This window comes from Plectonema cf. radiosum LEGE 06105 (genome assembly GCF_015207665.1).
Lineage (GTDB): Bacteria > Cyanobacteriota > Cyanobacteriia > Cyanobacteriales > Nostocaceae > Rivularia > Rivularia radiosa_A.
On sequence record NZ_JADEWL010000018.1, the window covers coordinates 1 to 13,747 of the forward strand.

A 13,747-nucleotide genomic window follows, 5' to 3' on the forward strand; every position below is an offset into this window, starting at 1 on the left:
GGAGATGGGGGGATGGGGGGAAATTAACTGTCAACTAACCACTATCAACCATCAATTATCAGTTATCAACCAACAACTAACCACCATCAACCATCAACTAACCACTGTCAACTATCAACCATCAACTAACCACTATCCACCATCAACTAACCTTTAACCTTTAACCTCTAACCTCTAACCTTTAACCTTTAACCTGCTTGTACTGGTTGTTGTTGGGAAACGTTACCAGGCATTGGTTCCATAGCTGTTCCTGGTTCTACGGGGGACAGTTCGATATGATTTAATAATGTGGTAACAAACGCAAATAGCAAGAAAGGTAAAGATAACAGCACTACGAGTCCGACTGTAGCTAAAGCGTAAACAGGTCTTTTTGCACCCATTAAGGCTAAAGCTGATGCCAAACTGAGGGTAATAGTTATCAGCCAAACAATTATTTGACCGTAGATATCGCCGAAAGTTAGAGTACAGACAAAGCGATATTTTTGTAAGTTAATCATTTAATTAGCCTCAATTCTATATATGCTTCTACGTTAAAACTATGTTTGAGTTTTAGGCGATTTCTAAACATTTTTGAAATAATTGTAATATCGCTTCATAAATAGTTTCTTGGTACTTACAAGTTTACAAAAATAAATCTATCTAAAGATGGGAATTGGTAATTGGTAATTGATAATTGGTAATTGGGGATTGGGAAAAAATATTTTGATGTGATTTTTTCGATGCATCAGAAATAATATTCTAATTTTGTGAAATAAAATTTATTTCTATGGTGTGAGTGTTTTTGAACCCGTTATCTGTAAATATGACTTCTGAAGATATACCAAGGAAAAATGCAAATTCAAACACCAGACTGGGTTAAGCACGCAGTTTTCTATCAAATTTTTCCAGATAGATTTGCTATTAGTAAACAGCCTCGCAAACGGTTGTTACGTAATGCGAGTTGGGAAGATTGGCATACAATGCCTACACTCCAAGGTTATAAAGGAGGGGATTTATGGGGTGTAATGGAACAGTTAGATTATTTGCAGGATTTGGGTATTAATGCTATCTACTTTACTCCAATTTTTCAATCAGCTAGCAATCATCGTTATCATACCCATGATTATTATCAGGTAGACCCTTTGTTAGGTGGAAATCCAGCTTTTAAAGAATTATTAGAAGCTGCTCATGCTAGAGATATTAAAGTTGTGTTAGATGGTGTATTTAATCATAGCAGTCGCGGATTTTTCTTTTTTCACGACATTTTAGAAAATGGACCTCATTCACCTTGGTTAGATTGGTTTAAGATTGAAAATTGGCCTTTGGCTCCTTACACTGGCGATTTGCCTGCAAATTACGAAGGTTGGGATGGAAATCGAGCCTTACCAGTATTTAATCATGATAATCCTGAAGTAAGGGAATATATCATGGAAATTGCCGAATATTGGCTAAAATTCGGTATTGATGGTTGGCGTTTAGATGTTCCCTTCGAGATTACAACTCCTGGTTTTTGGCAAGAGTTTCGGGAAAGAGTTAAAGCAATTAACAGTGATGCTTATATCGTTGGTGAAGTTTGGACTGATGCTCGTCAATGGCTCGATGGTAGCCAATTTGACGGGGTAATGAACTATTTATTTACTGCACCAACTATTGCTTTTACGGCTGGCGATCGCGTTGTTCTCGAACAAGTAAAAGACCGTTCTTATCAACCATATCCGGCTTTATCTGCTGCTGAATACGCGGAGAAAATTCAAGCATTATTAAAACTTTATCCCTGGGAAATTCAACTGACTCAATTAAATTTACTAGCATCACACGATACGGCCCGCTTGCTTACTATTGCGGATGGAGACCAAAAAAGCGTTGAATTAGCAACTTTATTATTACTTACCTTTCCCGGTGCGCCCAGTATATACTACGGTGATGAAGTTGGTTTACCGGGTGCCATCGATCCAGATTCACGACGTGGTTTTCCCCTAGAAGCTAATTGGAACAAGGATATTTACCAAACTCATCGTCAATTGATTGCTTTACGTCACGCTTACCCTTGTTTACGGACTGGTGATTACAAAGTATTATTTGCCCAAGGAGAAGTATACGTATTTACCCGGACTTTAAAACAAGAAAAATTAATTGTAGCGATTAACGTTGGTACTTCTGCTGTAACAATTGATTTAGATATGAGTGAATTGCGATCGTCGCAACCGAATAAACTTTTATATGGTAGTGATGAAGTGAAATGGGATAATCAAGGAGATTCGGGATTATCGTTGAATATTCCTGCACGAACGGGATGTATTATTAATTAACAACAAACAATTGATAATCAACCTTTCACCTTGTACATATTAATCATGTAGAGACGTTGCAGTGCAACGTCTCCGTATTTTTAAATTCAACAATTAGTTATTTAGATATCAATTTCCTGCAACAATAGCGGGCATCAAAACCGAGTCAATTACGTGAATTACGCCATTATCTGCTAAAATATCTTTCTCAACAACATTGGCATCATTTAACTTTACTTTTCCTGAGTGTGATTCAACCGCTAAAATTGACCCTTCAACAGTTGGTACTTCGTCAATCTGCGCTAAATCATCAGAGCGAACATCACCAAATGCAACATGATAAGTTAAAATTTTTTTCAATTTAGGGATATCTTGCCACAAGGATTCTATTGTACCTTCCGGTAACTTAGCAAAAGCTTCATCAGTCGGTGCAAAAACAGTATGTGGATCTGAAGTAGTAAGAAAATCCTTTAAACCTGCTGCTTGCACGGCTTTAATTAAAGTTTCAAATTTTCCTGCATTGGTAGCAGTTTCAACAAGGTTAGCCATAATTATCAATCAACAATCAACAATCAACAATTATCGATGAATAATCAAAAATTGATAATCAACCTTTGGCATATTCCTCCTATGGGAGTTAGTTGACAGTTGACAGTTGACAATTAACCTCTTGCCTCTAACCTTTAACCTTTAACCTTTAACCTTTAACCTCTAACCTTTAACCTTTAACCTCTAACCTTTAACCTTTGTGACGGTATCCATACAGTAAAAATTGAACCTCTACCAACAGTAGATTCGACATCAATTCTTCCCCGATGCAGTTGTACGAGTTGTTTTGTCAAAGCTAAACCTAATCCTGTACCTTCATAGCGTCTGTGATAGGATGCATCAAGTTGGTGAAACTTTTCAAATAGTAAAGATAACTGCTCTTCGGGAATACCAATACCAGTATCTTCTATTTGAAATACTGCTGTTTCAGCTTCTATCCAAACTCGTAAAGTAACGCTACCACCTTCGGGTGTAAATTTAATCGCGTTATTCAATAAATTGGATAAAATATGATTTACTCTTCTAAGATCAGCTGTAAATTTATCTTTTTGAGGATTAATTTGCAAATCAAGTTTTAAATTTACTTGTTCTTTGATTGCTTTTTCAGCTAAACCATTATCTATAGTCTTTCTCACTGTATCAGTTAAAGAAAATTCCGTGATATTTAAGACTGCTTTTCCTGCTTCTATCTGGGATATTTCCAGGATGTCGTTAATCATTGCTAATAAACGTTCACCATTATCATGAATGGTTTGCAGGTAATTTCGCTGTCGTTGACTTAATTCTCCAAAAGACCACCTTAGTAATGTAGCAGACATTCCGATTACGTAAGTTAACGGAGTTAATAATTCATGGCTGATAGTCGCGAGAAACTCATTTCTGAGACGATTTGCAGCTTCTGCGGCTACTAAAGCATCTTGTAATTCAACTGTTCTATCGTTGACTCTTTGTTCTAAAATTAGTTTATCCGATTCTAAAGATTCCATTAACTCCGATTGGTGAATGGCGATCGCCAATTGTTCGGCTACTGAAGTCAACAAAATTGTTTGGCTTTGAGTCCAATCATGGGTACCATTACATTGATGAGCAATTAATAAACCCCAAAGTTTTTCTTCAAAGACAATTGGTGCAGCAAACTTTGCTTTGACTTGACTTTTTTTGAGATATTTTAATAAACACTCTTCGAGAGCATAAGTTTTCTCAACATCGCTGACGGCTAAAGTAAAACCTTGTCGAAACTTATCCCAGCATCTACTTGACGGGATTAAACATCTTTCTTCAGAATAATTTAATACAGAAGAAATGGTATCATTTGCTAAAACCTCATGAACTACACAACCAGTATAAGTGGATGGATTTTGTAAACTTGGAAGCGAACTGTGGGAGTTATTTATATTTACATTTTTAGGATTAAGTTCTAGTTCATTAAACTTATAAACTACTAATCTATCCAATTCCAGAAACTCTCTAACTTGATTGATTGCAGTGGTTATGATTACTGATAAATTAAAGCTTTTACGAGTTTGCGTTATCACCTGATTTAACAATCTTTCTTGAGCAATTTGTTTTTCTAAGGCATTTTCAACGTGCAGACAAACTGAGGGTGAATCACTACTATGTGATACCTCTTCTTGATTCTGCTGTGTCGTCAGGTGTTTTAATAATAGTAGTGTAAATTTACTTTGTAGGATGGCATCATTGAGAACCGGGATTTGACAATATTTTTCCAGTTTTTGATAAGTATAAGAATCACTTGCAAATAAATCTCTTAACGTCTCAACAAACTTAATAATTTCTCCTGGTTCAAAGGTTAACTTAGTATTTATACATAAATCGTCATAACTTACGTCAGTAGATACTCTGGGTAGTGAACCTATTAATAATCCGCTGAATTGAGGGGAAACCACCACTGTAAAGTAAGATATCTGCCAGTCTCCCGGAGTCGGGATGGGTGTCAAAATAGCTTCTGTAATTATCATTGCTTCATTCCCTGCGGAAGTAACCATTTGCTGCAATAATTCTCTTAATTGACTAAATGTATTGCTAGCTAATATTTCACAAAAGCTTAAATCAGGAGAACTAAGCATTTTCCGGCAAAATAGAAGTGAGAAGATTGTTTGCGTCGCCCAAAAATTTTTAGAAAAAATTTTAATACATGAATGTTCTAACCAATAGTGTAAAACGGTAATAAAGAATTATGCATCGAATCAGTGCCAGTAATAAAGAATTTAACTTACAGTCAGAAGACTTAATATTTCTAGAACAAACTACCGCAAAGTTTGTATTTTTAACTTCAGCCGATACAGATATTCAAACTATAGCAGCAGCAGTTTCACAATTACCTCCTAACTTCGATGCAATTAGAGTTGCTAACTTACTAAATTTACAGCATCAAATAAGTATTGATAATTATGCAGAGCAAGTTTTAGAATTTGCCCAAGTGATTATTTTAAGATTACTAGGAGGAAGTTCTTATTGGTCTTATGGTTTAGAAGTTGTGCTGGAAATTGTGCAGCGCAATGGCACTAATTTAATTGTAATCCCAGGAGAAGATACTCTCGACCTCAATTTAATCTCTCATTCCACTTTACCCCTAACTACGGTCAATCAAATATCTCGCTATTTTAGTCAAGGTGGGGTTGATAATTTTGCTCACGCTTTTAAATTTATTGCTGACAAGTGCTTTTCCTCATCATTTAACCCTCCACCTCCTGTGGAAGTACCAAAATTTGGTTTGTATGATTATTTGGGCAAAGCACATGAGATAATTAACAATGCTCAATTGCCAAAAGTAGCCATACTCTTCTACCGCGCTCATTATTTATCCGGAAATACTTTAGTTATCGATGCTTTATGTCAAGCTTTAGCAAAACGAAATATCCAACCAGTTGCGGTTTTTGTTTCTTCGTTGCGTGAAATTGATGTCCAACAACAGTTAAGCGATTTTTTTCAAGCTCAAAATGGAGCAACTATTTCTTTCATACTCAACACCACCAGTTTCTCTTTAGCACGTTTAGAAACAGAAAGACCATCTGTAGAATTGTGGGAAAAACTTGATGTTCCGGTGTTGCAAGTTATCCTCAGCAGTAGTTCCATAGAAGAATGGGAATCTTCCTCTGGGGGACTTTCACCCCGTGATATTGCCATGAATGTAGCATTACCCGAAGTCGATGGACGCATTATTAGCCGTGCTGTCTCTTTCAAAACAGTACAAAATAACAATTCCGCTTTACAAACTGATGTCATAGTTTATCAACCAGTAGCTTCACGGATTGAATTTGTCACGGATTTAGCAGCTAATTGGGTTAAACTACGTTCTAAATCTCCCACACAACGCCGTATAGCCTTGATTTTAGCTAATTATCCCACCCGTGACGGACGCTTAGCAAACGGAGTTGGATTAGATACACCACAAAGCTGCATCGAAATTTTGGAAGCCCTACAAAATGCTGGCTATGACATAGAAAATATACCCGAAAACGGCAATGAATTAATCGAATTACTCATTGCAGGAGTTACAAACGACTCGGAAGCCAGAGATTTAAGAAAAATACGTCAAAGTCTTTCTTTTGATCAATATCAAGAATACTTCACTTCCCTACCACAAGCAGTCCAGGAAGGTATTTGTCAAAGATGGGGGGACAAGGGGACAAGGGGACAAGGGGATAATTATCCATTACCCATTACCCATTACCCATTACCCATTACCTATTCCCAATTTCCAATATCGGGTATTCAACTCGGCAATATTTTCATCGGAATTCAGCCAGCACGGGGCTACGATATCGACCCCAGTTTAAATTATCATGCACCCGATTTAGAACCTACTCACGCTTATTTAGCTTTTTATTATTGGATCAGAAAATGTTTTGCTGCTGATGCTGTAGTTCATGTCGGTAAACATGGAAATCTGGAATGGCTACCGGGTAAAAGCATCGCTTTATCAGAAAATTGCTATCCAGAAGTGGCTTTATCGACACTTCCACACCTTTATCCTTTTATTGTCAACGACCCTGGGGAAGGTTCTCAAGCAAAACGTCGCGCTCAAGCTGTAATTGTAGACCATCTCACCCCTCCTTTAACTCGTGCAGAACTTTATGGTCCCTTAGTAAAGTTAGAAAATTTAGTAGATGAATATTACGAAGCAATAAATTTAGACCCCAAACGTTTAACAAAAATTAACGAAAAAATTAGAGAATTAATTCTTCAAGAAAATTTACATTTAGACTTGCAATTTAATCCTGATAAATTTGAAAATCAAATCCAAAATAGTGTTTTCAACCATATTCTGAATTCCTTAGATGGCTATCTATGCGAATTAAAAGAAGCTCAAATTCGCGACGGGTTACATATATTTGGCAAATGTCCCACGGGAAGACAATTGAGGGATTTGATTATTGCGATCGCACGTTATCCGAATCGTCATCATGCTGGATTAACTAGGGCGATCGCCAAGGATTTAGGTTGGGATTTTGACCCCTTGACAGATAACCCCGCTCAAGCATTTAGCAACGAAAGTACTGTACCTTGTCGAAATGTAGGTGATGCAATTGAACTTTTGGAAGAATACGCGAATCGTATTGTTGAACAGGTAACGGAAAATTCTTTGAATAATGATTGTGTTATACCCCTGCAAATCCAAGCTCCTGAATCCCAAACTCAAATAGTTTTACAATGGATTCGCTCAAATCTTTTACCTTCATTAGAGCAAACCAATTTAGAAATTAAAAATTTGTTAAGAGGACTTGACGGTAGATACGTTAAAAGCGCCCCTTCCGGTTCACCTACACGGGGTCGTCCGGAGGTTCTACCTACAGGTAATAACTTTTACTCAGTTGATATTCGTGCTATTCCTACAGAATCAGCTTGGGATGTAGGTAGAAAAGCCGCAGAGACTTTGGTCGAAACATATACCCAGGAGAATGGGGAGTATCCGAAGACACTTGCTTTATCAGTGTGGGGAACAGCGACAATGCGGACGGGGGGTGATGACATCGCTCAAGCCTTGGCTTTATTAGGAGTACAGCCAGTATGGGATGGCGCTTCTCGTAGAGTGGTGGATTTTGACATTTTACCGATATCGATTTTACAACGTCCCCGCGTCGATGTGACCTTGAGAATATCTGGTTTCTTTCGGGACGCTTTTCCCAACTTAATCGAACTGTTTGATCGAGCAGTAATAGCAGTAGCAGCCTTAGATGAATCTCCAGAGTATAATCCCTTAGCCGTACAAGTAAGCTCTGAAACAGAACTTTGGATGAAACAAGGATTAAATAAAAAAGCCGCACAAACGCGATCGCAGTATCGGATTTTTGGTAGTAAGGGAGGAGCCTATGGTGCAGGTTTACAGGGGTTGATTGAATCTCAAAATTGGAACACAGATCAAGATTTAGCCCGTGCTTACATCAACTGGAGCTGCTATGCTTACACAGGTAAGGGCTTTTGTAAAGCAGCACCCGAAGCATTCGAGCAACGTCTAGTAAAAATGCAAGTTGTACTGCACAATCAAGATAATCGCGAACACGATTTACTAGATTCCGATGATTATTACCAGTTTCAGGGTGGTCTAACAGTAGCAGTGCGATCGTTAACAGGAAAAAATCCTCAAATATATTTTGGCGATAATTCCAAAAGTTTTCAACCGCGAGTCCGCAAGCTTCAACAAGAAATAGCCAGGGTGTATCGTTCGCGAGTTGTCAATCCCAAATGGATTGAAGGAGTCATGCGTCACGGTTATAAAGGTGCATTTGAAATTGCGGCGACAGTAGATTATTTATTTGCTTACGATGCTACTGCCAACTGTGTAGAAAACCATATGTATCAGGGAATTGCCCAAGCTTACCTTTTTGAGCCAAATGTCTGTGAATTCATCGAGAACAACAATCCTCATGCTCTGCGTGATATTGCTGAAAGATTATTAGAAGCATACCAGCGCGGTTTATGGCAGGATGTAAATATATCAACAATAGATAATTTACGAAACCTGGTTCACCAAGCAGAAGCAGCAATTGAAGAAAAATCGGTTGTGTAAGAGAAAAATATGGAAAATCTTGCGTATTTACACTTAGCTGGAGTTTATGAAGACCCCTCAACCAGTGAATTGGTTTACCATTCTTCCTGGTTGAAAACCTCACAAACTCCAGATTTGAAACGTTTTTCGAGTAAAGCTTGGGGGTATATGCTACCTCTAGTTTTGACTATCTCCATTCTGAGCATTGCTAGTAGCGCTTTAGCGCTGCAAAAGGGAGATAGAGGTCCATCTGTGAGAAATTTACAAGAAGACTTGAAAAGGGCTGGTTTTTATCAAGCTCCAGTTACTCAAGTATACGATGTCAAAACAGAAGATGCTGTGAAGCGCTTTCAAAAAGCTGCTAGCATCGGCGTTGATGGTGTAGCCGGACCTGCTACGCTACAAAAATTAGACGGTTGGCGTGCTGCTGTAACGGTAAATACTAATAGAGTAGCCACCGAAAAGCCTGTTGCGACAACAAACCAAAACCAACCGCCAAAAACCTCTCCTAAGATTGCTACCAATACTACTAAGCGCAGCAATCCCAACTTGTTAGTTAAAGGTGATGAAGGTGAAGCCATTAAAGCTTTACAAGAAAGGCTGCGAGTGTCGGGATTTTATTACGGTAATTCGACGGGTATATTCGGACCGATTACCGAAGATGCCGTGAAGCGCTTCCAAAGAGCTTATGGTTTGAATGTTGACGGTATCGTAGGAGCAGAAACCTTAACTAAGTTACCACCAATCGGTGTTGGTTATGGGGATGAAGAAGCTCCTCAAGCTATGACTATCGCTGCAACCAGACAAAATAAAGAATTTATTGGGTTAGGCGATCGCGGTGAACCTGTAAGAATCTTGCAAGCACAATTAATCAAAGCCGGATATTTGCAGGGAGAACCAAACGGTTATTTCGGTCCTTATACTGCTGATGCAGTGAAGCGATTCCAAAATAGCAATTATTTAGCAGCTAGCGGTATTGCCGGACCGACTACTCGCGGTAAATTGTACCGAACAGTAAATGATGCCGAAAAAGCGGAGTTTAATGTTTTGGAAATCCAAAGACGCTTGCAAGCGCGGGGCTTCTATAAGGGTTCTTTGAACGGAGTAATGAATAAAGATACTCAAAACGCCATTAAACAGGCTCAGGAGTTTTACGGGGTTAGTTTGAAGGATGTGAAAAACGGACGTTTTTAGCATCCGTTTAGTCCTAGGTGAGCTAGTAAAACAACTGCTCACCTTTTTCCAAGAAACACATCCGATAAAACTACTCAAATGTAGAATACTCCCAGATGTTACAAAGGCATTAATGCCCGCTGGCACTTGGGACATACTCCGTGAATAGTCAATTGACAGTCAAGAAGATGATAACCATCTTTTTGAGAAGTTTTTAACCCAATTTTTAAGATTGAGTCGTTTTTGAACTCGGTTGTCGTGTTACACCTAACACAAATTAAATGATGGTGATGGTGGGGATAAGGTTGGTTTAGCTCATAATGTTTATGACCTTCACCCAGTTCCAATTCCCGCAAAATTCCCATTCGTGCCATCAATTTTAAAGTGCGATAAATCGTTGAAAGACTTATTCCTTCATTATCGACTTGTAACCTTTGATAAAGATCCTCAGCACTCAGATGCTCCCCTTGAGGAAGTTCCTGAAAAATGTGTAGAATCACTTCTCTCTGAGGTGTCAAACGCCAACCTCGTTCGTTGAGTTCTGCCTTAAGCGAAGCAGTTGTGTAAATAGTCATACTAATTTTTCTCAACAAACCCTATCAATTGCGAATATAGCAAATAAATCCACCTGTTTGCAATAATTCTGGATTGTTGATAATCATTCTGAATTACTTTATCGAGATCGAAATGCACATCAAAGAAGAAGTTAAAATTGCAATTCCCGTTGCTGTGGATATTTTAAGATAAATCATCAGCAAGCTTTCGATCAACACAATTAGAAAAAGCTGCCATCACGAGCTATTTTCAAATTTATACAAGATTTATAAGGGAGTGTGAGAATTAAAAAACATGATTAATTTTTGCAATAAATATATCAAAAACACGTTGACAGATTAGTCAGTTTATGTATATAAGTGACTGGCGCGGCGGAGTGGAATATTGTGAGAACGGGGAAACCACACCCAAGAGTCTCGATTACGAGTGGCTTCCCAAAGCCGCGCTGATTCATTCACTTGTAAACAGTATTCTAGCTGAGGGATTCCAAGTAATCGCGAATCAAGTTACGTCGCTTGGGTTGACGTAGCTTTTGTAAAGCCTTAGATTCGATTTGTCTAACACGTTCGCGGGATAAATCGAGAGCGCGTCCAATTTCAGCAAGAGAGTAGGGATGACCATCAGCCAAACCAAAACGCATCAGAATTACATCCCGTTCGCGGCTAGTTAAATCAGCCAAAAGATTTTGCAAGTCTCTTTGAAGTGATTCTCGCATGAGCATTTCTTCTGGTGTTACACCATCAGTTTCAAGCAACTCACCTAATTCAGTATCTTTATCCTTACCTACTTTCGTTTCCAAAGAAACAGAACGAGGTACCCGTAGCAAAACTTCTCGTACTTGAGCAGGAGTCATTTCTAACTCAACAGCCAAGTCTTCCAAAGTCGGAGTCCGACCTTTTTCTTGAGCAATTTTACGTTGAGCTTTTTTGATTTTGTTTAACTTCTCGGTGATGTGGACTGGCAGACGAATAGTACGGCTAGAAGTCGCAATGGCTCTGGTAATACCTTGACGAATCCACCAGTAAGCATAGGTACTAAAGCGATAACCTTTTGTTGGATCAAACTTTTCTACCGCTCTTTCTAAACCTAAAGTACCTTCTTGAACTAAATCTAATAATTCCAAACCGCGATTTTGATATTTCTTGGCAACAGAAACTACAAGACGAAGATTCGCCTTAATCATATGTTCTTTGGCTTGGAGTCCCTGAGTTTGAGTTTGTTCTAACTCCTGTACAGTCAATTGAGCGGTTTGCGCCCAACGGCGTTTACCTTGGGATAAAGCGCCTTTTAACTCGAACTCCTCAATCCCAGCCGTGTTTGCCCATCTTTTCATCGAAGGGCGATGTCCTAACTCGGATGTCAAACGTTCTTGAGTTTCAACTATTCTCAAATAATCAGTAAGTAATTCATCACCTTGATTTGCAGCTTCAGACAATAGTATCCGTAACTTCAAATAACGTTGAACTTTTTGAGCTTCTGAAACCTCTTCATCTCGACCTAATAACCGAACTCTGCCAATTTCTTGAAGATATAAACGAACTAAATCCGTACTGCGGGTTTTGGTCGTAGCATTCAAATTCGCAGTGTCTGAAGTTGTGATCTCCAACTGTTCTAAGTCCTCATCTTTAGGAATTTCTACGTCATCAACGACTAATTCCGGTTCAAAATCTTGAGGGGATTTTTGAGATTCGTAAGCGGTATCGGCATCGGCATAAAAAGATGTTGCTGGCATAAGAATTTCTCAATGGCTCCAGGTAACAATTACTAGCTTTTGATTGCTAATCAACTGTTGCTATTGTTCCCGCTATTAACGGAGAACTAACATTATTTAGAAATTAATTTGGTTTTTTTTGAAATAAAATAATACTGGTTTTATTTCATACTCATTTTAGTTAAGCGTCTCAGCCCAGTAATTAATTTGAACCAACAGCAATTCAAATCTTTAACTAGACTGCTATTAACCGGCTGAGTCAGTTAAATTTATAGCTTCAAAATATTGACAGTAATGAATACAACATGGTATAAAGATAGACAAAGAAACAAGTTATAAATCATAGTCATAGTTATATATACATAGCTATGAAAGTTATTTCCTGACGAATTTTTTTTTTATCGTCAGGGAATCTTGTGATTTTGGATAGAAGTGAGGAGTTAGGAGGTAGTACCACCGGAGTTAGGAGTTATCAACTATCAACTTCCGGCTTTATATCTCGCGTCATTAAATCCAACAATGCTTGTCGTGGGGTAATTTCGGCTTTAAGTAAGCGATAAACTTCCTGAGTAATCGGCATCGAAATATTTTGCTGTTTAGCCCGTTGTACCAAAACTTTTGCTGTATTTACTCCTTCTGCGGTTTCCTGGAGATGGGAAAGAATTTCGACCAACGTCTTTCCTTGTCCTAACTGGTATCCGACTTGGTAATTGCGACTTAAAGGACTGTTACAGGTTGCTAATATATCACCCAGACCTGATAACCCGTAAAATGTTTCCGGTTTCGCACCCCAATCTACACCGATGCGAACCATTTCAATCAGTCCGCGAGTCAGTAGCGCCGCTTTCGCATTGGTTCCCAACTGTAAACCGTCGCATACACCAGCGGCGATCGCCATCACATTTTTTAATGTTCCGCCCAATTCTACTCCCAAGGGGTCGGAATTTGTATAAACGCGAAATCGAGTTGAATTAAATACCAATTGCACAGATTCGCCTGCACTTTCAATCTTGCTAGCAACTACAGTCGCGGCTGGTAATTCCTGGGTAATTTCCTTGGATAAATTCGGACCGCATAAAACTACTACTGGATGATTCGGAAAACTTTCTTGCCAAATTTGCGAAGGTGTGCAGGTAGTTTCGGGGTCTAAACCTTTAGTAGCGGTAACAAAAATAGTTTGAGGAGGAATAGATAAAGATTTTAATTGGGAAACAATATCTCTAACTCCTTTGATTGAAACAGCGCTGAGAATAATATCGGCACCTTCCACCGTTTGTGCTAAAGTTTGGCAACCGCGACGCGAAAACAACCGTACATCATCAACATTATTTCTTGCAAGAGTTGTCAGTGCTTTTCCCCAAGCACCCGCACCGAGAATCGCAACTGCTGAATTTTTATTAATCATATATTCGTAAAATTTACATATTCGTCGCTGGAAAATATAGCATCTGATATATTGCACTGTACAAAACTGATATTAAA

General features: G+C 38.6%; 9 protein-coding genes. 3 read left to right on the top strand and 6 right to left on the bottom strand.

The features are described from left to right. Positions 1-188: 188 nt before the first annotated feature. Entirely contained in the window at positions 189-497 is a 309-nt protein-coding gene (locus IQ247_RS08405) for a hypothetical protein (protein ID WP_193918890.1), read from the bottom strand. Between the two features lie 333 nt (positions 498-830). Here IQ247_RS08405 and IQ247_RS08410 point away from each other — a divergent pair, with 333 nt between their 5' ends. Continuing rightward, a complete protein-coding gene (locus IQ247_RS08410) occupies positions 831-2,288 on the top strand; it encodes a glycoside hydrolase family 13 protein (RefSeq protein ID WP_193918892.1) in 1,458 nt (485 codons plus the stop codon). Positions 2,289-2,396: 108 nt separating this feature from the next. Here the strand turns inward: IQ247_RS08410 and IQ247_RS08415 are convergent, their stop codons facing one another. Continuing rightward, entirely contained in the window at positions 2,397-2,816 is a 420-nt protein-coding gene (locus IQ247_RS08415; RefSeq protein WP_193918894.1) for a fasciclin domain-containing protein, read from the bottom strand. A 176-nt stretch (positions 2,817-2,992) separates the two neighbouring features. After that, positions 2,993-4,903: a GAF domain-containing sensor histidine kinase gene (locus tag IQ247_RS08420; RefSeq protein WP_193918896.1), complete on the bottom strand. Its 1,911-nt coding sequence runs from the start codon at positions 4,901-4,903 to the stop codon at positions 2,993-2,995. 110 nt (positions 4,904-5,013) lie between these two features. On the opposite strand from IQ247_RS08420, the gene cobN reads away from it, so the two are divergent. Beyond that, positions 5,014-8,847 carry a cobaltochelatase subunit CobN gene (cobN, locus tag IQ247_RS08425; protein ID WP_193918897.1) on the top strand — a complete coding sequence of 1,278 codons (3,834 nt, stop codon included), beginning with the start codon at positions 5,014-5,016 and terminating at the stop codon, positions 8,845-8,847. A gap of 9 nt (positions 8,848-8,856) precedes the next feature. Beyond that, on the top strand, positions 8,857-10,020 hold the full coding sequence (locus IQ247_RS33360) for a peptidoglycan-binding domain-containing protein (RefSeq protein ID WP_193918899.1): 1,164 nt from the start codon (positions 8,857-8,859) through the stop codon (positions 10,018-10,020). Between the two features lie 98 nt (positions 10,021-10,118). Here the strand turns inward: IQ247_RS33360 and IQ247_RS08435 are convergent, their stop codons facing one another. The 3 genes from IQ247_RS08435 to IQ247_RS08445 all read right to left on the bottom strand — a co-directional run bounded on the left by IQ247_RS08435 (position 10,119) and on the right by IQ247_RS08445 (position 13,670). Next, a complete protein-coding gene (locus IQ247_RS08435) occupies positions 10,119-10,574 on the bottom strand; it encodes a Fur family transcriptional regulator (protein WP_193918901.1) in 456 nt (151 codons plus the stop codon). Positions 10,575-11,026: 452 nt separating this feature from the next. Beyond that, a complete protein-coding gene (gene sigC / locus IQ247_RS08440; RefSeq protein ID WP_193918903.1) occupies positions 11,027-12,286 on the bottom strand; it encodes an RNA polymerase sigma factor SigC in 1,260 nt (419 codons plus the stop codon). 451 nt (positions 12,287-12,737) lie between these two features. Next, positions 12,738-13,670 (bottom strand): NAD(P)H-dependent glycerol-3-phosphate dehydrogenase, encoded by a 933-nt coding sequence (locus IQ247_RS08445; protein WP_193918904.1) that lies wholly within the window; start codon positions 13,668-13,670, stop codon positions 12,738-12,740. Positions 13,671-13,747: the final 77 nt, after the last annotated feature.

Excerpts from the sequence above, each read along its gene's own strand:
- IQ247_RS08405 (WP_193918890.1), bottom strand. The coding sequence starts at position 497 with ATGATTAACTTACAAAAATATCGCTTTGTCTGTACTCTAACTTTCGGC.
- sigC (WP_193918903.1), bottom strand. The coding sequence starts at position 12,286 with ATGCCAGCAACATCTTTTTATGCCGATGCCGATACCGCTTACGAATCT.
- IQ247_RS33360 (WP_193918899.1), top strand. The coding sequence starts at position 8,857 with ATGGAAAATCTTGCGTATTTACACTTAGCTGGAGTTTATGAAGACCCC.
- cobN (WP_193918897.1), top strand. The coding sequence starts at position 5,014 with ATGCATCGAATCAGTGCCAGTAATAAAGAATTTAACTTACAGTCAGAA.
- IQ247_RS08420 (WP_193918896.1), bottom strand. The coding sequence starts at position 4,903 with ATGCTTAGTTCTCCTGATTTAAGCTTTTGTGAAATATTAGCTAGCAAT.
- IQ247_RS08445 (WP_193918904.1), bottom strand. The coding sequence starts at position 13,670 with ATGATTAATAAAAATTCAGCAGTTGCGATTCTCGGTGCGGGTGCTTGG.
- IQ247_RS08415 (WP_193918894.1), bottom strand. The coding sequence starts at position 2,816 with ATGGCTAACCTTGTTGAAACTGCTACCAATGCAGGAAAATTTGAAACT.
- IQ247_RS08435 (WP_193918901.1), bottom strand. The coding sequence starts at position 10,574 with ATGACTATTTACACAACTGCTTCGCTTAAGGCAGAACTCAACGAACGA.
- IQ247_RS08410 (WP_193918892.1), top strand. The coding sequence starts at position 831 with ATGCAAATTCAAACACCAGACTGGGTTAAGCACGCAGTTTTCTATCAA.